Origin of the sequence: Brevundimonas sp. BR2-1, from assembly GCF_037626195.1 — a bacterium.
Classification (GTDB): Bacteria; Pseudomonadota; Alphaproteobacteria; order Caulobacterales; family Caulobacteraceae; genus Brevundimonas.
This window is the reverse complement of the sequence record NZ_JARKMV010000002.1, coordinates 170,261-190,238: the sequence shown is the minus strand read 5'-3', so window position 1 is coordinate 190,238 and position 19,978 is coordinate 170,261. Positions and strand designations below refer to the sequence as shown.

19 protein-coding genes are annotated in these 19,978 nt (G+C 69.5%); 7 read left to right on the top strand and 12 right to left on the bottom strand.

Translation table 11 applies throughout. The features are described from left to right. Positions 1-71: 71 nt before the first annotated feature. Positions 72-1,523 carry an amino acid permease gene (locus BrevBR_RS10445; protein WP_340000900.1) on the top strand — a complete coding sequence of 484 codons (1,452 nt, stop codon included), beginning with the start codon at positions 72-74 and terminating at the stop codon, positions 1,521-1,523. Further along, on the top strand, positions 1,523-1,876 hold the full coding sequence (locus tag BrevBR_RS10440) for an Hpt domain-containing protein (RefSeq protein ID WP_340000899.1): 354 nt from the start codon (positions 1,523-1,525) through the stop codon (positions 1,874-1,876). Before BrevBR_RS10445 ends, BrevBR_RS10440 begins: the two co-directional genes overlap by 1 nt. Here BrevBR_RS10440 and BrevBR_RS10435 read toward each other — a convergent pair. Further along, positions 1,873-2,217, bottom strand: a complete 345-nt coding sequence (locus tag BrevBR_RS10435; protein WP_340001190.1) for a chorismate mutase — start codon at positions 2,215-2,217, stop codon at positions 1,873-1,875. The genes BrevBR_RS10440 and BrevBR_RS10435 overlap by 4 nt on opposite strands. Next, on the bottom strand, positions 2,189-3,019 hold the full coding sequence (locus BrevBR_RS10430) for a ferredoxin--NADP reductase (protein WP_332641429.1): 831 nt from the start codon (positions 3,017-3,019) through the stop codon (positions 2,189-2,191). Before BrevBR_RS10430 ends, BrevBR_RS10435 begins: the two co-directional genes overlap by 29 nt. Before the next feature lie 105 nt (positions 3,020-3,124). Here BrevBR_RS10430 and BrevBR_RS10425 point away from each other — a divergent pair, with 105 nt between their 5' ends. The 5 genes from BrevBR_RS10425 to BrevBR_RS10405 all read left to right on the top strand — a co-directional run bounded on the left by BrevBR_RS10425 (position 3,125) and on the right by BrevBR_RS10405 (position 9,155). After that, positions 3,125-5,395, top strand: a complete 2,271-nt coding sequence (locus BrevBR_RS10425; RefSeq protein ID WP_332641428.1) for a S9 family peptidase — start codon at positions 3,125-3,127, stop codon at positions 5,393-5,395. A 98-nt stretch (positions 5,396-5,493) separates the two neighbouring features. Further along, positions 5,494-6,996: an amidase gene (locus BrevBR_RS10420; protein WP_340000897.1), complete on the top strand. Its 1,503-nt coding sequence runs from the start codon at positions 5,494-5,496 to the stop codon at positions 6,994-6,996. 39 nt (positions 6,997-7,035) lie between these two features. Next, on the top strand, positions 7,036-7,545 hold the full coding sequence (locus tag BrevBR_RS10415; RefSeq protein WP_340000896.1) for a low affinity iron permease family protein: 510 nt from the start codon (positions 7,036-7,038) through the stop codon (positions 7,543-7,545). Then, positions 7,542-7,802: a SemiSWEET family sugar transporter gene (locus tag BrevBR_RS10410; protein WP_340000895.1), complete on the top strand. Its 261-nt coding sequence runs from the start codon at positions 7,542-7,544 to the stop codon at positions 7,800-7,802. Before BrevBR_RS10415 ends, BrevBR_RS10410 begins: the two co-directional genes overlap by 4 nt. A 132-nt stretch (positions 7,803-7,934) precedes the next feature. After that, positions 7,935-9,155 carry an MFS transporter gene (locus BrevBR_RS10405; protein ID WP_340000894.1) on the top strand — a complete coding sequence of 407 codons (1,221 nt, stop codon included), beginning with the start codon at positions 7,935-7,937 and terminating at the stop codon, positions 9,153-9,155. Positions 9,156-9,162: 7 nt separating this feature from the next. Here BrevBR_RS10405 and cysC read toward each other — a convergent pair whose 3' ends face one another. From cysC to BrevBR_RS10355, 10 genes are read right to left on the bottom strand one after another with little or no spacing between them, the layout of a single operon-like run. Further along, entirely contained in the window at positions 9,163-10,983 is a 1,821-nt protein-coding gene (gene cysC / locus BrevBR_RS10400) for an adenylyl-sulfate kinase (RefSeq protein WP_340000893.1), read from the bottom strand. Next, positions 10,983-11,888 (bottom strand): sulfate adenylyltransferase subunit CysD, encoded by a 906-nt coding sequence (gene cysD, locus BrevBR_RS10395; protein ID WP_340000892.1) that lies wholly within the window; start codon positions 11,886-11,888, stop codon positions 10,983-10,985. Before cysD ends, cysC begins: the two co-directional genes overlap by 1 nt. 54 nt (positions 11,889-11,942) lie before the next feature. Next, positions 11,943-12,338 carry a RidA family protein gene (locus BrevBR_RS10390; protein WP_332641421.1) on the bottom strand — a complete coding sequence of 132 codons (396 nt, stop codon included), beginning with the start codon at positions 12,336-12,338 and terminating at the stop codon, positions 11,943-11,945. Further along, on the bottom strand, positions 12,335-12,757 hold the full coding sequence (locus BrevBR_RS10385; protein WP_340000891.1) for an acyl-CoA thioesterase: 423 nt from the start codon (positions 12,755-12,757) through the stop codon (positions 12,335-12,337). Before BrevBR_RS10385 ends, BrevBR_RS10390 begins: the two co-directional genes overlap by 4 nt. After that, on the bottom strand, positions 12,754-14,358 hold the full coding sequence (locus tag BrevBR_RS10380; protein ID WP_340000890.1) for an AMP-binding protein: 1,605 nt from the start codon (positions 14,356-14,358) through the stop codon (positions 12,754-12,756). Before BrevBR_RS10380 ends, BrevBR_RS10385 begins: the two co-directional genes overlap by 4 nt. Next, positions 14,358-15,524 (bottom strand): acyl-CoA dehydrogenase family protein, encoded by a 1,167-nt coding sequence (locus BrevBR_RS10375; RefSeq protein ID WP_340000889.1) that lies wholly within the window; start codon positions 15,522-15,524, stop codon positions 14,358-14,360. Before BrevBR_RS10375 ends, BrevBR_RS10380 begins: the two co-directional genes overlap by 1 nt. Before the next feature lie 3 nt (positions 15,525-15,527). Further along, a complete protein-coding gene (locus BrevBR_RS10370; RefSeq protein ID WP_340000888.1) occupies positions 15,528-16,340 on the bottom strand; it encodes an enoyl-CoA hydratase family protein in 813 nt (270 codons plus the stop codon). 4 nt (positions 16,341-16,344) lie between these two features. Then, positions 16,345-16,872, bottom strand: a complete 528-nt coding sequence (locus tag BrevBR_RS10365) for a MarR family winged helix-turn-helix transcriptional regulator (protein ID WP_332641416.1) — start codon at positions 16,870-16,872, stop codon at positions 16,345-16,347. Next, positions 16,869-17,630 (bottom strand): SDR family NAD(P)-dependent oxidoreductase, encoded by a 762-nt coding sequence (locus tag BrevBR_RS10360; protein ID WP_332641415.1) that lies wholly within the window; start codon positions 17,628-17,630, stop codon positions 16,869-16,871. The genes BrevBR_RS10365 and BrevBR_RS10360 overlap by 4 nt, the downstream gene beginning before the upstream one ends. Continuing rightward, positions 17,627-19,924: a bifunctional salicylyl-CoA 5-hydroxylase/oxidoreductase gene (locus BrevBR_RS10355; RefSeq protein WP_340000887.1), complete on the bottom strand. Its 2,298-nt coding sequence runs from the start codon at positions 19,922-19,924 to the stop codon at positions 17,627-17,629. Before BrevBR_RS10355 ends, BrevBR_RS10360 begins: the two co-directional genes overlap by 4 nt. Positions 19,925-19,978: the final 54 nt, after the last annotated feature.

The window sequence follows — 19,978 nt, the reverse complement described above, 5'->3', positions numbered from 1 at the left end:
CGGTTTGCCGACGGGCGGGCTAGGCTCCCCGCAAATCAGCCGCCGGGGAGCGGCGAGGGGAGACGCACATCATGGCCTTCTGGAACCGCCGGCGCTCGATCGACGCCATGCTGGCCCCGCACAGCGGGCATGCGCTGAAGAAGACGCTGAGCTGGCCGCATCTGATGGCGCTGGGGGTCGGGGCCATCGTCGGCACCGGCATCCTGACCCTGATCGGCGTCGGCGCCGGCCTGGCCGGGCCGGCGGTGATGATCAGCTTCGCCCTGGCCGGTCTGGTTTGCGCCTGCGCGGCGCTGGCCTATGCCGAACTGTCGACCATGATGCCCGCGGCGGGCAGCGCCTACACCTATTCCTACGCCGTGCTGGGGGAGCTGATCGCCTGGATCGTGGGCTGGAGCCTGATCCTGGAATATTCGCTGGTCGTGTCGGCGGTGGCCGTGGGCTGGTCGGGGTATGCGGTCGGCTTCCTGAGCGGCATGGGCCTGGACCTGCCGACGGCGCTGACGGTCGGGCCGCATGTGGCCGGGGGCATCATCAACCTGCCGGCCGTCTTCATCATCGCCGTGGTCACGGGCCTGCTTCTGCTGGGCACGCGCGAGAGCGCGACGCTGAACGCGGTGCTGGTGGTCATCAAGGTCGCGGCCCTGATCGCCTTCGTGGCCATAGCCCTGCCAACCTTCGACCCGGCCCATTTCACGCCGTTCATGCCCAATGGCTTCGGCGCGCCGGCCCTGCCGTTCGCCGAGCAGATCACCGGACAGCCCGTGGTCCAGACCGGCGTCATGGCGGCGGCGGCGATCATCTTCTTCGCCTTCTACGGCTTCGACGCCATCTCGACGGCGGCCGAGGAAACCAAACGGCCCGAGCGGGATCTGGCCATCGGCATCGTCGGCTCGATGGTGGTCTGCACGGCCCTGTATCTGGTCGTGGCCGCCGCGGCGATCGGCGCCCGGCCCGTCGAAAGCTTCGCCGCCAGCCCCGAGCCGCTGGCGCTTATCCTGCGCGAGATGGGACAGGGCACGGCGGCCCAGTGGATCGCGGCCAGCGCCGTGATCGCCCTGCCGACCGTGCTGCTGGCCTTCCTGTTCGGCCAGAGCCGCATCTTCCTGGGCATGGCGCGAGACGGCCTGCTGCCCCGCCGTCTGGCCCGGGTGTCGGTGCGCGGCGTGCCGGCGGTGGTGACGGTGTTCACCGCCATCGTGGTGGCGGCGCTGGCCGGGGTGATGCGTCTGGATGAACTGGCCTCGCTGGCCAACGCCGGGACGCTCGCGGCCTTCGCGGCGGTGGGCGTCTGCCTGATCGTGCTGCGCGTGCGCGATCCGAACCGGCCGCGCCTGTTCCGGGCCCCGCTGTGGTGGCTGGTCGGCGGGATCACCATCATCGGCTGCATCGTCTTCTTCTTCAGCCTCGCGGCCCGCACCCAGATGTGGTTCGTGATCTGGAACGCGGCGGGTCTGGTCATCTACTTCGTCTGGTCGTCGCGGAACTCCCGTCTGGCCAGGGGCGAGGAGCAGGAAGGCTGATGGCGCGTCGCGACCTGTCGGGCGCCGTCGACTTCGCCGTCCTCGAGGCGGCGACCGGCGGCGACGACGGGATCAGCGAGGAGGTGCTGGGCCTGTTCGCCCAGCAGGCGGCCCTGTGGTCGCCGATGCTGGACGCGCGGGACGAAGGCTGGAAGGACGCCGTGCATACGCTGAGGGGCGCGGCCGCCGGGATCGGTGCGGGTCCGTTGGCCGAGGCCTGTCAGGCGGCGGAGGCGGCGGACAAGGCCGCCGCGCCGCCGCTGCTGGAGCGGGTGCATGATGCGCTGGAGATGGCCCTGGCCGATGTGGCGGCGTACCGGCACGAACTGATGCTGAGGTCGCTGAGGGGCTAGCCGCGCGTGCGGTCGAACGCCTCGAACTCGTGGGCGATGCAGCGGTCGATCAGGGTGCGCCAGACCGGCTCGGCGATGGCGGGCGACAGGCCGGCGGGACCGGCGGCGGTCAGGACCTTGGCCACAACGTCCTCGATGCGGGCGTCGTCGTGGACGACGCTGCGGTCCGGCTTGATGCGGGCGGCGGCGTCCATGTAGCGCTGGCGTTCGGCCAGCAGGACCACCAAAGCGCGGTCCAGGGCGTCGACGCCCTGACGGACCTCGGTCATGGAGACGCAGGCTTCCGGCGCGGTGCGCGGATCGATCGTGACGCTATCCGACAAAGGCGCGCTCCAGCACATAGTCGCCCGGCTCGGCATTCGAGCCTTCCTTCAGGCCGAAGGCTTCGAGCAGTTCAGCGGTCTCCTTGATCATGGCCATGGAGCCGCACAGCATGACCCGGTCGCGGTCGGGCGAGAAGCCGTGCGGCAGGCCGAGATCGTCGAACAGGGCGCCGGACCTGATGCGGTCGGTGATGCGGCCCCCCCTTTCGCCATCGGGCGTCTCGAACGGCTCGCGGGTCACGGTCGGGTAGTAGGTCAGCTGGGCCCTGGCCTCATCGCCGATCAGCGGGTCGTCATGGATCCCCGAGGTGAAGAAGTCGCGATAGGTCAGGTCGGCGACGTTGCGCACGGTGTGACAAACGACGACGTGTTTGAAGCGGCTGTAGGTGTCGGGGTCGCGCGCCACGCTGATCCAGGGGGCCAGGCCCGTGCCGGTCCCGATCAGCCACAGCCGTTCGCCGCCGGTCAGCGCGTCAAGAACGAGCGTCCCGGTCGGCTTCTTGCCCATCAGCACGGTGTCGCCGGGCTGGATCTTCTGCAGGCGCGAGGTCAGGGGCCCGTCCGGGACCTTGATCGACAGGAACTCCAGCTGCTCGTCCCAGTGGGGGCTGGCGATGGAATAGGCGCGCAGGATGGGCTTGCCGCCGTCTTCTCCAGGCAGGCCCAGCATCACGAACTCGCCCGAGCGGAAGCGGAAGTCGTCGGGCCGCGCAATGGCGAAGCTGAACAGCTGGTCGGTCCAGTGGCGCACCCACAACACCTCCAGCTCGTGGAAGGGCGAGGCTTTGGCGGGCGGGGAGGAAACGGCGGCGTCGGTCATCTTCGGGCTTATTAGGCGGTGCGGCGGCAGGGGGGAAGCCGCGCGGATGTCGCGACCGTCGCAAGGGGGATGACGACGACCAATTCTCCCTCTAGCGTCCCCTCCATGCGCAACAAACTCCTCGCCTCCACCCTTTTCCTTGCGGCGTTGTCGCCGTTCACCGCCGCCTTGGCGCAATCTTCGAACGGGGCGCCGGACCCGGCGATTCTGACCCCCGAGCGGGTGTTCGCCAATCCGTCCCTGTCCGGACCGGTGGCCAAGTCGGTCAGCCTGTCGCCCGACGGCGAACTGGTGGCCTTCCTGCGCTCGCGCGAGGACGACGTGGACGTGCTGGACCTGTGGGCCGCGCCGATCGGCGCCGGCGAGCCGTTCAAACTGATCGACGCGCGCGCCCTCGTTCCTGACGCCGGCGAACTGTCCGAGGCCGAGAAAGCGCGGCGTGAGCGGATGCGGATCAGCGCGCGCGGCGTGGTCGAATATTCGTGGGACGAACAGGGCCGCTACATCCTGGCCCCGCTGGAGGGCGACATCTTCCTGGCCAGCCGGGAAGGGGGCGCCGTCCGCCGTCTGACGGAAACCGAGGCCGACGAGATCGACGCCAAGGTTTCGCCCAAGGGCAACTACGTCTCCTTCGTGCGCGATCAGGATCTGGTCGTGGTCGATCTGGCCAGCGGCGCCGAAACCCCGATCACCGACGACGGCGAGGGCCTGATCACCTGGGCGACCGCGGAGTTCATCGCCCAGGAGGAGATGGACCGCGACACCGGCTACTGGTGGAGCCCCGACGAGCGTTACATCGCCCTGCAGCGCACCGACGAGAGCCCGGTCGATATCGTGCCGCGGCTGGACATCACCGGCGGCGGAGCGACCGTGGTCGAGCAGCGCTATCCGCGCGCCGGCCGGCCCAACGCCGTGGTCGAACTGTATGTGCGCGACATCGTCGGCGGCGGCCGGGTCAAGGTCGATCTCGGCGAGAACACCGACATCTATCTGGCCCGGGTCAACTGGTCGGCCGACGGCCGCACCCTGTATGTTCAGCGCGAGAGCCGCGACCAGAAGACGCTGGACCTGCTGAGCGTCGATCCCGCCACGGGCGCGTCGCGCGTGATCTCGACCCAGCGGTCCAACGCCTGGGTGTCGCTGAACAACGACTTCAAGGCGCTGGACGACGGCAACTTCATCTGGTCGTCCGAGGAAACCGGCTGGAAGCACCTGTATCTCTACAATCGCGAAGGCCGCCGGCTGCGCGCGATCACGCGCGGTGAGTATCCGGTCAAGTCGCTGAACGGCGTCAATCAGGCGACGGGCGAGGTCTTCTTCACCGCCTCGATGCGCGATGGTCAGGAACTGCCGATCGAGCAGCAGTTGTTCCGCGCCTCGCTGCGCCGGACCGTGACGCCCGTCGCCGTGACGCCGGGCGGCGGCTGGTGGAGCGCCTCGGTCAACAAGACCGGCACGGCCTATGTCGGCAACTACACGGACCTGGGCACGCCCTCGCAGTCGGGCCTGTATCGCGCCGACGGAACCTTCGTGCGGTGGATCGAGGAGAACCGGCTGGACTCCGATCACCCGATGTATCCGTACATCTCACGCCGCGGGACTGTGACCTTCGGGACCCTGCCGAGCCATGGCGAGACCCTGGTCTGGCAGATGACGACCCCGCCCGGCTTCGATCCGTCGAAGACATATCCGGTGGTGATGCAGGTCTATGGCGGTCCGTCGGGCGGCGGCGTCAAACGCGGCTGGCAGAGCGCGACCAACCAGCTGCTGACCGAGGCCGGCTATATCGTCTTCCGTCTGGACAACCGCGGCGAGGGCGACCGGTCGACGGCGTTCAAACAGGCCCTGCATCTGCGGATGGGCCAGCCCGAGATCGAGGATCAGGTGCTGGCGGCCGAGTATCTGCGCTCGCTGCCCTATGTCGACGACAGCCGCATCGCCATGATGGGCTGGTCCTATGGCGGCTTCATGAGCCTGATGGCCCTGACCGAGCCCGACATGGGCCTGGCCTCAGCCATCGCGGGCGCGCCGCCAACCGAGTGGAGCCTGTACGACACCCACTATACCGAGCGGTACATGTCGACGCCGCAGGCCAATGCCGATGGCTATGCGGCCTCGGACGCCATACCGCGCCTGCCGAACATGACCGGGCGGCTGCTGCTGATGCACGGCATGGCCGACGACAACGTCATCCTCGAGAACTCGACCCGCGTCATCGACGCGTTGCAGGCCTCGTCCACTCCGTTCGAACTGATGCTCTATCCCGGCCAGCGCCACGGCGTGCGGGGCAATGAAAGGCAGCTGCAGCAATGGCGCACCTATCTCGACTTCCTGGATCGCACCATCGGTACAAGGGCGCCCGCCGCGCAGGACTGATCAGCGCCGCACTTGTCGCCGCCCTCGTCGCGGGAGCGGCCCCGGTTCACGCCGCTGCGCAATCGATCGCCCGAGCCCCGGAGGCGACCTGTCGGTTCATGAGCCGGATGTCGCCCACCGAACAGTCCGACATCCGGCGTCAGGCCGCGGCCGCAGGCCGTCCAATCCCGGACGGCGCGGAAGTCGAGGTATGTCGCGAACCGATTGACGGCGGTCGCGGGATTCCGCTGGCCGACATGCTGGGCCCGACCGACGCACCCTACGCCAGCGTGATCCGCTGGGCCGATGGCGGTTCGTTCAGCGTTGAAGGTGGTCAGGATGCCCCGCTTCGCGGCCTTCCGATCCTGCTCAAGGACAATATCGAAACGGCCCATATGCCGACCACGGCAGGGTCGCTGGCGCTGGTCGACAACGCGCCGGGGCGGGACGCGCCGCTGGTGGCGCGCCTGCGCGAGGCGGGGGCGATCATCATTGGCAAGACGAACCTCTCGGAATGGGCCAACATCCGGTCGACCAATTCCATCAGCGGCTGGAGCGCGGTTGGCGGGCAGACGCGCAATCCCTACGATCCCGAACGCACCCCCTGCGGATCCTCCGCGGGCAGCGCCGTGGCGGTGGCCATCGGTCTGGCGCCAGCCGCGATCGGGACCGAGACCGACGGATCGATCACCTGCCCGGCTTCGGTCAACGGCGTGGTCGGGTTCAAGCCGACGGTGGGACTTGTCAGCCGCACGCACATCGTCCCGATCAGCCATTCGCAGGACACCGCCGGGCCGATTACGACCACGGTCGAGGACGCGGCCCGTGTGCTGTCGGCCATCGCCGGATCGGACCCGCTGGACCCGGCGACCGTCGAGGCCGACGCCCGCAGGGTCGACTATCGCGCGGCCCTGGATGCAGACAGTCTGCGCGGGACGCGGCTGGGCGTGATGCGGTTCCTCGTCTCCAACTATTCCACCGAGACCCAGGCCGAGTTCGAGCGGGCGCTGCAGGCCCTGCGCGACGCCGGCGCCGAACTGGTCGAGATCACCGAGGCGCCGAAGGATTTCCGCGCCATCGGCGGCTGGGAAATCCAGGTGCTGATGAGCGAGCTGAAGCACGACCTGAACGCCTATCTGGCCTCCACAGACCCCGCGCAGGTGCCGACCCGGACGCTGGCCGATCTGATCGCCTTCAACGAGGCCGAGCCGCGCGAGACCGTGCTGTTCGGACAGGAACTGTTCCTGCGCGCCGAGGCGACCACGGGGCTGGAGGATCCGGTCTATCTGGAGGCGCGCGCCAACTCGCTGCGCGCCGCGGGTCCCGAGGGCATCGACAGGATGATGGCGGATAACACCGTCGCCGCCCTGATCGCGCCGACGACCTCGCGCGCCTGGACCAATGACCGCGAGGACGACGACAACGCCCAGGGCTCGGCCAGCCGGCTGGCGGCCGTCGCCGGCTATCCGCACCTGACCGTGCCGATGGGCTTCGACCGCGGCATGCCGGTGGGGATCAGCTTCATCGGCGGTAAATGGGACGACGCCCGCGTGCTCTCGCTAGGCTACGCCTATGAGCAACGCACCCATGAGCGCAGGTCGCCGGACCTGGCGGCGCGATAGGGGCGGCAACCTTCGCGGGAGAGGATGGTTTCGACCGACATGGAAAAGCTGTTCGTCTCCTTCGCCACCGGCGCCGCCAGGATCGCGGGCAAGCCGTGGACCTTTCTCGCCTGCGTTCTGATCGTCCTGGGGTGGGCGGCGACGGGCCCGATCTTCAAATTCAGCGAGACCTGGCAGCTGATCATCAACACCGGCACGACCATTATCACCTTCCTGATGGTCTTCCTGATCCAGAACACCCAGAACCGCGACGGTGCGGCGATGCAGGCCAAGCTTGATGAGCTGATCCACGCGGTCAAGGCGGCCGACGAGCGGTTCATCGGCATCGAACACATGACGGAAAAGGACCTCGACAAGATCCTGTCCGAGGTCGAGGGGCGGGCGACGCGGATCCATGGCGAGGGTCCCACGGCCATGCCGGTGGTCGCGACCCGGGCCGAAGACACCTCCGCCGGGACCCGCCGCCGGTCGTCGGGCCCCGCCAAGGCGTCCCCCAAGTCCTCCCCCAAGGCCAAGGCCGCATCTCCGGCGCGGAAGACCCGGGCGTGAGCGATCTGGCCGCGAACGTGGTGGGAACGGCTGCCGCCCTGTGTTCGATCATCAGTTTCGCGCCACAGATGATCAAGATCTGGAAGGAGCGCGACGCCTCGTCCGTGTCGCTGAAAACCTATTCCCTGACGGTGACCTGTTTCGTACTCTGGACCGCCTATGGCGTGCTGACGACGGCCTGGCCGATCATCGGGGCCAACGCCTGCGCCCTGGTCATGGCGTCGGGCGTGCTGGCGATGAAATGGCGGTTCCGTTGACACGACAAGCTTGACCGTTCCTGCGGGGCCGCCGAAAGTCGCCGGCCCCGTAGCCCCCGGCTGAGAGGACGGCTCATCTCCCAAATTCCGTCTTCCGACCGGCTCGCGCCTCTGGCCTGGCCGTCGATCCTGATGCTGGCCGCAGCCCAGTTCGCGGCCTATGTCGATCGCGGCCTGCCTGCGGTCGTGGCGCCGTTGATCAAGGCGCAGTTCGGCCTGACCGACACCCAGATCGGCCTGCTGCAGGGCCCGGCCTTTTCGACCCTGTACGCGGTCGGCCTGCTGGTCGCGGGACATTATGTCGCCGGCCGCGATCCCTGGCGCCTCGCGGCGGGATGCCTGATCGTCTGGACCGGAGGCGCGGTCCTGTTCGCGCTTGCGCCCGACTATCCCGGCATGGTGACGGCGCGGATTCTCATGGGGCTCGGCCAGGCCGCCTTCGCACCCGCCGCCCTGATGCTGCTCACCGACCAGGAGGACCCGGGCCGCCGGGCCCGGGCCCTGTCCACCTTCACGACCGGTTCGGCGAGCGGACGCAGCGCGGCCCTGCTGCTGGGCGGCGCGGCGCTGGCGATGGTTGCCGGCCGATCCTTCACGGGTCTGGAGCCATGGCGCGCGGCCAGTCTGGCGCTGGTCATTCCGAACCTGATGCTGATCGCGGTCTTCGTCCGGGCCTCCCGGCGTCATCGGATTTCCAGCCGGGAGCGCGGGCAGGGCATTGTCGGAGCCCTGTCGCTGATGCGGGCCCGGTGGCGGGTCTTCGTCCCCCTGTTGATCGTCGGCGCCGGTTCCGTCCTGCTGATTCAGGCAGGCGGGGCGTGGAGCGCGTCGATCCTGAACCGCAGCTTCGGCCTGGCGGCGCCGAATGCGGCCCTGCTGGCCGGGGCGGTCGCCCTGTCGTTCGCTCCTGTCGGACATCTGGGCGGCGGCTGGACCCTGGGCTCGTCGTTTGGACGGCGAGTCGGGGCCGGTCCTCTGCTGGCGGGCGGAATGGCGTTGGCGGCGGCCGGAGCCCTGCTGCTGGCGGCGTCCGGTTCGCTGGCCGGTGCGGCTGTCGGTCTGGCCGGGCTGACGGTCGGCGGCGGCTTCGCGGCGGTGCTGGTCCTGATCGAGATCCAGGCCATGACCGATATCCGGCTCAGGCCCCAGGTGGGCGCCGTCTATCTGGCCTTCGTCTCCCTGATCGGCGTCGGATTCGGGCCGCTGTTGACGGGGATCGTCAGCGATCGCGGCGCGGCCGGGCCTGACACCCTGGCATGGGCGCTGGTGTCGGTGGTCGGGGTCACGGCGGTCGTCGTGGCGGGCGTCGCCCTGATCTTCGCCGGGCCGTGGCGGCGATCCACGGGGGTGTGAGGCCGCCTCAGCGCGCCTGGCGGGCGTGGATCAGGGCCATGACCTGTTCGGCGGCCTCGTCGGGCGAGCAGGCGGCGGCGTCGATGCGCAGTTCGGGCGCCTCAGGGGACTCATAGGCGCTGTCGATGCCGGTGAAATTCTCAAGCTGGCCGGCCCGCGCCTTGGCGTACAGGCCCTTGACGTCGCGCGCCTCTGCGACCTCGAGCGGAGCGTCGACGAAGATTTCAACGAACTCGCCCGGCTCCATCCGCTCGCGCGCCATGCGGCGCTCGTCGCGGAAGGGCGAGATGAAGGAGACCAGCACGATCAGACCCGCGTCGGTCATCAGCCGGGCGACCTCGGCCACGCGGCGGATGTTCTCGACCCGGTCGGCGTCGGTGAAGCCCAGGTCGCGGTTCAGACCGTGACGGACGTTATCGCCGTCCAGCAGGACGGTGTGCAGGCCCTCGGCGTTCAGCCGCTGTTCGACGCGGTTGGCGATGGTCGACTTGCCGGCGCCCGACAGGCCGGTGAACCAGAGCACCAGCGGCGACTGTCGCTTCAGGGCGGCGCGGTCGGCGCGGCTGACGCTGAGCGCCTGCGGCCGGACGTTGGCCGACCGGCGCAGGGCGAAGCGGATCATCCCCGCGCCGGCGGTCTCGTTGGTCATCCGGTCGATCAGGATGAAGCCGCCGAGGTCGCGGTTGAAGGCATAGGGCTCGAAGGCGACGGGCGCGTCGAGGGCCAGGGTGCAGCGGCCGATGTCGTTCAGCGTCAGGGTCGTGGCGGCCAGTTCCTCGCCGGTGTCGACATTGACCTTGTGACGGATGTCGCTGATCCGGGCGGGCACGGTGGCGGCGCCGAGTTTGAGCCAGTAGGCCCGGCCCGGGAGCAGGGGGCGGTCGGACATCCAGACGACATGGGCGTCGAACTGGTCGGCGACCTCGGGCGGGGCGTCGGCGGCCGCAACCAGGTCGCCGCGGGAGACATCGACGTCGGGGGTCAGGGACAGGGTCACGGACTGGCCGCCGCGGGCCTGCTCGAGGTCGCCGTCGAGGGCGACGATCCGCGCTACCGCCGCGCTGACGCCTGATGGCAGGATGCGGACGGCGTCGCCGGGGCGCACCGTGCCGGCCTCGATGCGGCCGGTGAAGCCCCGGAAATCGGCGTGCCGGGTCACGCCCTGAACCGCCATGCGCAGGGGGCCGGGCGCGGCCTCCGAAAGCCCAACGGTCTGCAGATGGGACATCAGGGTCGGGCCCGTGTACCAGGGCATGGCTCCCGCAGTCATCACGTTGTCGCCGCGCCGGGCGCTGAGGGGGATGGCCGCGACATCGGTCAGGCCGATGGAGGCGGCGAAGGCGCGGTAGTCGTCGACGATGGCGTCGAACCGGTCCTGCGACCCCTCGACCAGATCCATCTTGTTGACCGCCAGCACCACGCGCCTGACGCCCAGCAGGGCCAGCAGACGGCTGTGCCGCCGGGTCTGGGTCAGCACGCCCTTGCGCGCGTCGATCAGGACGACGGCCACGTCCGCCGTCGAGGCGGCTGTGACCATGTTGCGCGTGTACTGCTCGTGCCCCGGCGTGTCGGCCAGGATGAAGCGGCGCTCGCCGATGTCGAAGAAGCGGTAGGCCACGTCGATGGTGATGCCCTGTTCGCGCTCGGCGGCCAGGCCGTCGACGAGGAAGGACAGGTCGGGCTGGCCGTCGATCAGGGGCAGGGCGGCGGTCTGGTCGGCGGGCACGGCGCCCGCCTCATGCAACAGGCGGCCGATCAGGGTGGACTTGCCGTCGTCGACCGAGCCGCAGGTGATCAGGCGGACGATTTCGCGGGGGCTGTCAGCCATCAGAAATAGCCCTCCCGCTTCTTCCGCTCCATGGAGGCGGCGGGGTCGTGGTCGATGGCGCGGCCCTGGCGTTCGGAGAGCGAGGCGTCGCGCACCTCGCGGATCACGGCGTCGAGCGTGTCAGCGTCGCTGTCGACGGCGGCGGTCAGGGGCCAGCAGCCGAGGGTGCGGAAGCGCACGCGGCGCGGGCGAGCCTGTTCGCCGGAGCGCAGGACCATGCGGTCGTCGTCGACCATCAGCAGGGCGCCGTCGCGCTCGATGACCGGCCGTTCGGCGGCGAAATAAAGCGAGGGCAGGGCGACGGCCTCACGCTGGACGTAGCGCCAGACGTCCAGTTCGGTCCAGTTGGACAGCGGGAAGACCCGCAGGCTCTCGCCGGCGTTCAGGCGGGTGTTGTACAGGCTCCAGAGCTCGGGCCGCTGGCGTTTGGGGTCCCAGCCGTGGGCGGCGTTGCGGACCGAGACGATCCGCTCCTTGGCCCGGCTCTTCTCCTCGTCGCGCCGCGCGCCTCCGAAGGCCGCGTCGAAGCGGTGCAGGTCCAGCGCCTGTTTCAGCCCCTGGGTCTTCCAGAGGTCGGTGTGGATGCTGGCTCCATGGTCGAACGGATTGATCCCTTCGGCCAAGGCTTCCGGATTGCGGTGGACCAGCAGTTCCATCCCGGCCTCCGCCGCCGCCTGATCGCGAAAGGCGTACATCTCGCGGAATTTCCACATCGTATCGACGTGCAGCAGCGGGAAGGGCGGCGGGGCGGGGAAGAAGGCCTTGCGCGCCAGATGCAGCAGGACGGCGGAATCCTTGCCGCCCGAGAACAACAGCACGGGCCGCTCGCATTCGGCGGCGGCCTCCCGGAAGATGTGAATGGCCTCGGCCTCAAGGGCGCCCAGGACGTCGTCGTGCAGCCGCATGGTTCAGCTTTGGCCCCGGAATCGCGCGGCGCCAAGCCTTACAAGGGCCAGGCCCTATGAGGGAATGACGGCGGTGGTCTCGATCTCGATGCGGGCGGCGTCCTCGATCAGTCCCTTGACCTCGACCACGGCCATGGCGGGGTAGTGGGGGCCGATCAGCTCGCGCCAGACCGCGCCGATCTCGCGCAGGGCGGAGAGGTATTCGGTCTTGTCGACCACATACCAGGTCATGCGGACGATGTGCTCGGGACCGGCGCCTGCCTCGGTCAGGACGGCGAGGGTGTTCCGGATCGTCTGGCGGAACTGGCCGGAGAAGTCCGTTTCGGCGAACACCCCCTCGGGCGTCCAGCCGATCTGGCCGGCGACGAAGACGGTGCGGCCCGTCGCCTCGACACCGTTGGAATAGCCCTTGGGCCGGGGCCAGCCTTCGGGCAACAGGACGCGGTTCACGGGGCGGTCTCCACGAAGGGGGCGATACGGGCGCGCAAGGGTTCGGGCCAGGGCTCGGGCTTCAGCGAGGCGCCGACATGGACGATGGTCTGGGTCGCCTCGAAGCGCAGCTGGTCGCCGGCGCTGATCCGATGGCGCAGGCCGCAGGAGGCGCCGCCCAGCCTCGTCACGGTCAGGGCGCAGGTCAGGTCGTCCTCCAGCCGCGAGGGCGCGATGAAACGGGCCTCGACGGCGGCGGTCGGAACGCTGACGTGGCGGTTGAGGTGCAATTCACGGAACGAGGCCTCAAGCGGCCCCGCGAACCAGTCCTCGACCACGCCGTTCAGCATCTCGAAATAGCGCGGGAAGAAGACGATGCCCGCCGCGTCGCAGTCGGCGAAGCGGACGCGGCGTCGGCTGGTGAAAACCTCGCCGCTCATGTCGGCTCCTTCAGCCGGAAACGCTGCAGCTTGCCGGTCTGGGTCTTGGGCAGCGCGTCCACGAAGTCGAGGCCGCGCGGGTATTTATAGGGAGCGATGACGCCCTTGACGAAGGTCTGGAGCTCGCCGCGCAGGACCTCGGACGGGACGTGGCCTTCGTTCAGCACGACGAAGGCCTGGACGATCTGGCCGCGTTCCGGATCGGGCGCGCCGATGACGGCGGCCTCGGCGACGGCGGGGTGGCGCAGCAGGGCGTGCTCCACCTCGGGCGCGCCGATGTTGTAGCCGGACGAGATGATCATGTCGTCGGACCGGGCCACGAACCAGAACCAGCCGTCCTCATCCAGCCGGTAGACGTCGCCGGTCAGGTTCCAGCCGTCCTGGACATAGGCCGCCTGCCGTTCGTCATCGAGGTAGCGGCAGCCTGTCGGACCGCGCACGGCGAGGCGGCCGGTCTGGCCCGGGGGCAGGGGCTTTCCGTCGGCGTCGATGATGCGGGCCTGATAGCCGGGCACGGCCTTGCCGGTGGAGCCCGGACGGATGTCGTCGCCGCGCGCGGAAATGAAGACGTGGATCATCTCGGTCGAACCGATGCCGTCGATGATGCGGACGCCGGTCGCCTGATGCCAGGCGTCCGAGGTGGCGGCGGGCAGGGCCTCGCCGGCCGAGACGCAGGTGCGCAGGCTCGACAGGTCATGATCGCCGGCCAGCTTCATCAGGGCGCGGTAGCCGGTCGGGGCCGTGAACAGGGCGGTGGCGCGATGACGGGCGATGGTCTCGGCGAGGGCGTCGAAGCCGGGGCGGGGGGCGAAGGCGGTCGCGGCGCCCGCGGCGGCCGGAAACACCACCAGCCCGCCGAGGCCGAAGGTGAAGGCGATCGGCGGGGTGCCGACGACGACATCGTCCTTCGTCAGGCCGACGATGTGCTTTGCGAAGGTGTCGGCCATGGCGAGGATGTCGCGATGGAAGTGGACGCAGCCCTTGGGCTTGCCCGTCGTGCCCGAGGTGAAGGCGATCAGGGCGGGATCGTCGGCGGCCGTGTCGACGGGGTCGAAGCGGAAGCCGACGGGCAGGGCTTGGGCGGCCTTCTGCAACGTGGCCGAATCCATCACCTGCGTCAGCGAGGTGGTCGCCCCCCGGGCTTCGATCACGGCGTCGGCGAGGGCCGAATAGACCAGCGCGTGGCTGATCTGCGCCTTGTCGATCACGGTGGCCAGTTCGGCGGCGCGCAGCATGGGCATGGTGGCGACCACAACGCCGCCGGCCTTCAGGATCGCGAACCAGGCCAGGACCGTCCAGGACGAGTTGGGTCCATGCAGCAGCACCCGATTGCCGGGGACCAGTCCCATCTCCCCGACCAGCACCTGCGCCATCCGGCCCGAGATGGCGTCGACGCGAGCCCACGAGAACTCGTGGTCGTGGTCGATCAGGGCGCGGGCCTCGGGTCCCCCCGCCTCGATGGCCCGGCGCAGCAGGTCGACACCGGCGTTCAGCCGCTCGGGATAAATGAGTTCGGGCAGGTCGAAGACCAGCTCGGGTTGCTGCTCCACCGGCGGCAGGTGGTCCAGCACAAACCGGTCGATATGCGCGCTGGTCCCCATCAGGCGCCTCCCAGGCCCGCCAGCACCTGCCGGGCGATAACGATCTTCTGCACCTCGGAGGCGCCCTCATAGATGCGTAGCGCGCGGATCTCGCGATACAGCCGCTCGACCGGATGCCCCGAGACGACGCCGAGTCCGCCGAACAGCTGTACGGCCTGATCGATGACCTGCTGGGCCTCGTCGGTGGCGTAGAGCTTGGCCATCGCGGCCTCTCGGGTGACGCGCGGCGCGCCCTGATCCTTCAGCCAGGCGGCGCGGTAGATCAGCAGGGCCGAGGCGTCGATCTTCAAGGCCATGTCGGCCAGCGAGGCCTGGACCAGTTGCAGGTCGCTCATCGGCGCGCCGAACAGCTTGCGGGCCACTGTGCGCGCGGCGGCCTCGTCGAAGGCGCGGCGCGAGAAGCCGAGGGCGGCGGCGGCGACGGTGGAGCGGAACACGTCCAGGGTGGCCATGGCGATGCGGAAGCCGTCGCCCGGCGCGCCGAGGATGCGGTCGCCGTCGATGCGGCAGGCGTTGAACCGGATCGTGGCCAGCGGATGGGCGGCCATCAGGGGAATGCGTTCGACGATCTCGAAACGGGGCGTATCGGCGTCGACGACGAAGGCGCTGATGCCCTTGGCTCCCGACCCCTCGCCGGTGCGGGCGAAGACGGTGTAGCGGTCGGCGAGGCCGCCGTTGGAGATGAAGGTCTTGGTCCCGTCCAGCACCCAGCCGTCGCCGTCGCGCCGCGCGCTGGTCGACAGGGCGGCGACGTCCGAGCCGGCGTCGGGCTCCGACAGGGCGAAGGCGGCGATGGTCTCGCCCGAGGCGACGCCGGGCAACCAGCGGGCCTTCTGATCGTCCGTCCCGAACAGGCTGATCGGCCCGGAACCGAGGCCCTGCATGGCGAAGACGAAGTCGGCGAGGCCGGAATGGCGGGCCAGCGTCTCGCGGGTCAAGCACAGGGTCCGCACGTCCAGCCTGCCGTTCGCGTCGGGCACGGCGTTGCGGAGCCAGCCGCCCTCCGCCAGCGCCCTCACGATGGTGCGACAGTCACCGTCGAGGTCGTGGTCGCCGTGCAGGTGCAGCGCGTCGCCGTTCGCCTCGGCCCAGGCCTCGATAGCGGTGGCGAAGGCGCGGTGGCGGTCGTCGAAGAAGGGCCAGTCCAGAAAGGTGCGGTCCGCCATGGCTCAGTTCCCCTCGAACACCGGCTCGCGCTTGGCCGCGAAGGCCTCATACGCGCGGCGGAAGTCGTTGGTCTGCATGCAGATGGCCTGGGCCTGGGCCTCCGACTCGATGGCGGCGTCCAGGCTCATATCCCATTCGATGTTGAGCTGGTTCTTGGTGACGCCGTGGGCGAAGGTCGGGCCCTTCGCCAGCGAACGGGCCAGTTCCAGCGCCGTCTCCATCAGCGCCTCGCCCTCGACGACGCGATTGTGGAAACCCCAGCGCTCGCCTTCGTCGGCGGTCATGATCCGGCCGGTGAACAGCAGTTCCGACGCGCGGCCCTGACCGATCTGGCGGGGCAGGATGGCGCAGGCGCCCATGTCGCAGCCGGCCAGACCCACGCGGGTGAACAGGAAGGCCGTCTTCGTCCGCGGCGTGGCGATGCGCAGGTCCGAGGCCATGGCCATGATCGCCCCGGCCCCGACGCAGACCCCGTCCAGCGCGGCGATCACTGGCTGCGGGCAGCCGCGCATGGCCTTGACCAGATCGCCGGTCATGCGGGTGAAGGTCAGCAAGGCCGGCATGTCCATTTCGGTCAGCGGACCGATGATCTCGTGCACGTCGCCGCCCGACGAGAAATTGCCGCCGGCCCCCGTGACGATGATAACCTTGCAGTCGTCGGCGTGGACCAGGGCGCGGAACAGGTCGCGCATCTCGGCATAGGATTCGAACGTCAGCGGATTCTTCCGCTCGGGCCGGTTCAGGGTCAGGACAGCGACGCCGTCGTCGTCGACCGACCACAGGAAGTGGGCCGCCTTGTAGTCGCGCGCCTTCATCCGTTCAGCTCCTCGTGCCCAATTCCTCGGGGGTGGTGGCGTATAGCGAGCGCTTGGCGCGCTCCAGCAAGCGGGTCAGGTCATCGGCCTCGGTCTCGGTCAGGTCGGCGAACAGGGCTTCGATCCAGCCTTCGTGGGCGTGGGCCATGGCGGTGAAGCGGGTCTGGCCCAGAGCGGTCAGACGCACGCGCTGCACCCGGCGATCGGCGCCGGCCATGGCCTCGATCAGGCCGTCGGCCTTGAGCCGCGCGGCGAGGCCGGTGACATTGCCGTTGGAAACCATCAGCATGCCTGCGGCCTCGCCCATGGTCAGGCCGGCCTCGCCGGCCCGGTCTAGCGCCGACAGCATGTCGAACCGGGGCAGGGTGGAGCCGAACTCGTCGCGCAGCCGCTGGGCCACGGTCTGTTCGATCCGCGTCGAACAGGTCAGCAGCCGCAGCCACAGCCGCAGGGCGCGCTTGCCGTCGGGCGCGCCGCCCAATCTGTCCGGGAGGGGGCGATCCGGCAGCGAAACGGCGGCGGCGGGGCTCACAGTTCGCCGCCCGCGACGGGAACGGCGGCGCCATTGACGCCCGAGGCGCTCTCGCCGCACAGCCAGACGATGGTCATGGCCACCTCGTCCGGCGTGATCAGCCGGCCTTGCGGATTGGAGGCGGCAAGGGCGGCGCGAGCCTCTTCTTCGCTCCTGCCGGTCTTGCCGGTGATGGCCTCGACGGATCGGGCGACCATGTCGGTGTCGGTGAAGCCCGGGCAGACGGCGTTGACGGTGACGCCCTTCGATGCGACTTCCAGCGCCAGCGCGCGGGTCAGGCCGACGAGACCGTGCTTGGCCGCGACATAGGCCGAGACATAGGCGTAGCCCTTGAGCCCGGCGGTCGAGGCGATGTTGACGATCCGGCCCCAGCGGCGCGTCAGCATGCCGGGCAGGACCAGCCGCGCGGCCTCGGCGGGCGCCTCGAGATTGAGCGCCAGCATGGCGCGGAGGGCTTCGGCGTCGGTCTTGAGGAAGGGGGCCGATGTCGCGGCGCCGGCGTTGTTGATCAGTATGTCGACCGGCCCGAACCGGTCACGCCCGGCCTCGATGGCGGCGGCCAGGGCGTCCGGGTCGGTGACGTCCGCCGGGGCGGCGAAGGCCAGGTCGCCGATGCGGTCGGCGGTCTCGTTCAGTCGGGCCACATGGCGGCCGATCAGGGTGACCTGACAGCCGGTTTCGGCCAGCCGTTCGGCCGTGACGCGGCCGATGCCCGAGCCGGCGCCGGTGACGACCGCGTGATGTCCGCTCAGGCTCATACCGGCCCCGCCTGCTGTTGCTTCTCGAGATTGCGGGCCAGCTGGGCGAAGCCGGCGAGGTACTGGACCGGAGGCTTCTGCCCGCGCCAGCCGAGTTCGGCGGCCGCGCGCAGGCTCCAGTTCGGGTCGGCCAGATGCGGCCGGGCGAGGGCGCACAGGTCGGCGCGGCCGGCGGCGAGAATGCTGTTCACGTGGTCCGTTTCGTAGATGTTGCCAACGGCCATGGTGGCGACGCCCGCCTCGTTGCGGATGCGATCGCTGAAGGGGGTCTGGAACATGCGGCCGTAGACGGGCCGCGCCTCCTCCGAGGTCTGGCCGGCCGAGACGTCGATCAGGTCGCAGCCGGCCTGGGCGAAGGCGCGGGCGATGGCGACGGAGTCCTCGGGCGTCAGGCCGTCCTCGACCCAGTCGCTGGCCGAAAGGCGGACGGACATCGGCTTGTCGTCGGGCCAGACCGCGCGCATGGCCGCAAAGACCTCCAGCGGGAAGCGCAACCGGTTCTCGACGGAGCCGCCATAGTCGTCGGCGCGTTGGTTCGACACCGGCGTCAGGAAAGACGACAGCAGATAGCCGTGGGCGCAGTGCAGCTCGACCATGTCGAAGCCGGCCTCGTCGGCCCAGATCGTGGCGCGCACGAAATCGTCGCGGACCCGGTCCATGTCGCTGCGGGTCATTTCCCGCGGGACCTGGTCTTCGTCCGACCACGGAACGGGGGAGGGGGCGATCAATTCCCAACCCTCCTCAAGCGGTTGGTCGGCCCGCGGGCCCCAGGGGCGTTCGACGGATCCCTTGCGGCCGGCATGAGCCAACTGGATGGCGATGCGCGAGCCCTGGCTATGGACAAAGTCGACGATCCGCTTCCAGGCGTCGCGGTGCTCCGGCCGGTACATCCCCGCGCAGCCGGGCGTGATGCGGGCGTCGGCCGCGACATCGGTCATCTCGGTGAAGACCAGCCCCGCGCCGCCCAGAGCCCGTCCGCCGAGGTGAACGAGGTGGAAGTCGCCCACCGTCCCGTCCTCGGCCGAATACATGCACATCGGCGAGACGACGACGCGGTTGGGCAGGGTCAGGCCGCGCAGGCGCAGGGGCGCGAACATCGGCGCGGGCGGATCGTCCGCAGGCGGAACGCCGGCGCTCGCAGCGAACCAGCGCTCGACCCCGGTCAGGAAGTCGCGGTCGCGCAGGCGCAGGTTTTCGTGGCTGACCCGCTGACTGCGGGTCAGCAGACTGTAGGCGAACTGGAGAGGATCGAGGCGGACATAGCGGTCGACCGTCTCGAACCATTCGGTCGAGTTTCGCGCCGCGCTCTGCAGCTTCAGCACCTCGACCCGGCGCTCTGTCTCATAGGCGGCCAGGGCCGTGTCCAGGTCGCCGCCGTCGGTCAGGGCCTCGGCCAGACGAATCGCATCCTCGAACGCCAGCTTGGTCCCCGAGCCGATCGAGAAATGCGCGGTGTGGGCGGCGTCCCCCAGCAACACCACCTTGCCGTCGCGCCAGTTGGAACAGGCCACGCGCGGGAAATTCAGCCAGGCCGAACCGCGCAGGTGTTTCGCATTGCTCATCAGGGCGCAGCCGCCCAGCCAGTCGGCGAACAGGACCTCGGCCGCGCGGCAGGTCTGGTCCTGGTCCATGGCGTCGAAGCCGAGGCCGCGCCAGGTCGCCTCAGTGCATTCGACGATGAAGGTCGAGGCCCCTGGTTCGAACTGGTAGGCGTGGGCCCAGATCCAGCCGTGCGGAGTCTCGACGAAGGCGAAGGTGAAGGCGTCGAACGCCCGTGTGGTCCCCAGCCAGATGTATTTGTTGGCCCGCAGGTCGATATCGACGCCGAACACCTCGGGCGCCTCGTTCCGGGTCCGGCTGTTCAGGCCGTCGGCGGCCACGACCACGTCCGCGGGCAGGGCGCGGATGTCGGCAACCTCATCCTGGAAGCGCAGATCGACCCCCAGAGACCCGGCCCGTTCCTGCAGGATGTTCAACAACTTCTGTCGGCCGATGCCGGCGAAGCCGTGGCCGCCGGACCGGATCGTCCGGCCACGGATATGGACGTCGATATCGTCCCAATGGACGAAGGCGGCCTCGATGATCGACGCCGTTTCCGGATCATTGGCCTTCAGATTGGCCAGGGTCTGGTCCGAGAACACCACCCCCCAGCCGAAGGTGTCATCGGAGCGGTTGCGCTCGTGGACCACGACGTCCAGCGACGGGTTTCGCAGCTTCAGGGATATGGCGAGGTAGAGGCCGCCGGGACCGGCTCCCGTGATGGCGATGCTTTTGACGGCCCGGCCTGACGACATATTTTAAACCTAAAGCAAAATCCGGCGGCCGTCCATCGGGACCTCGGAAGGCTT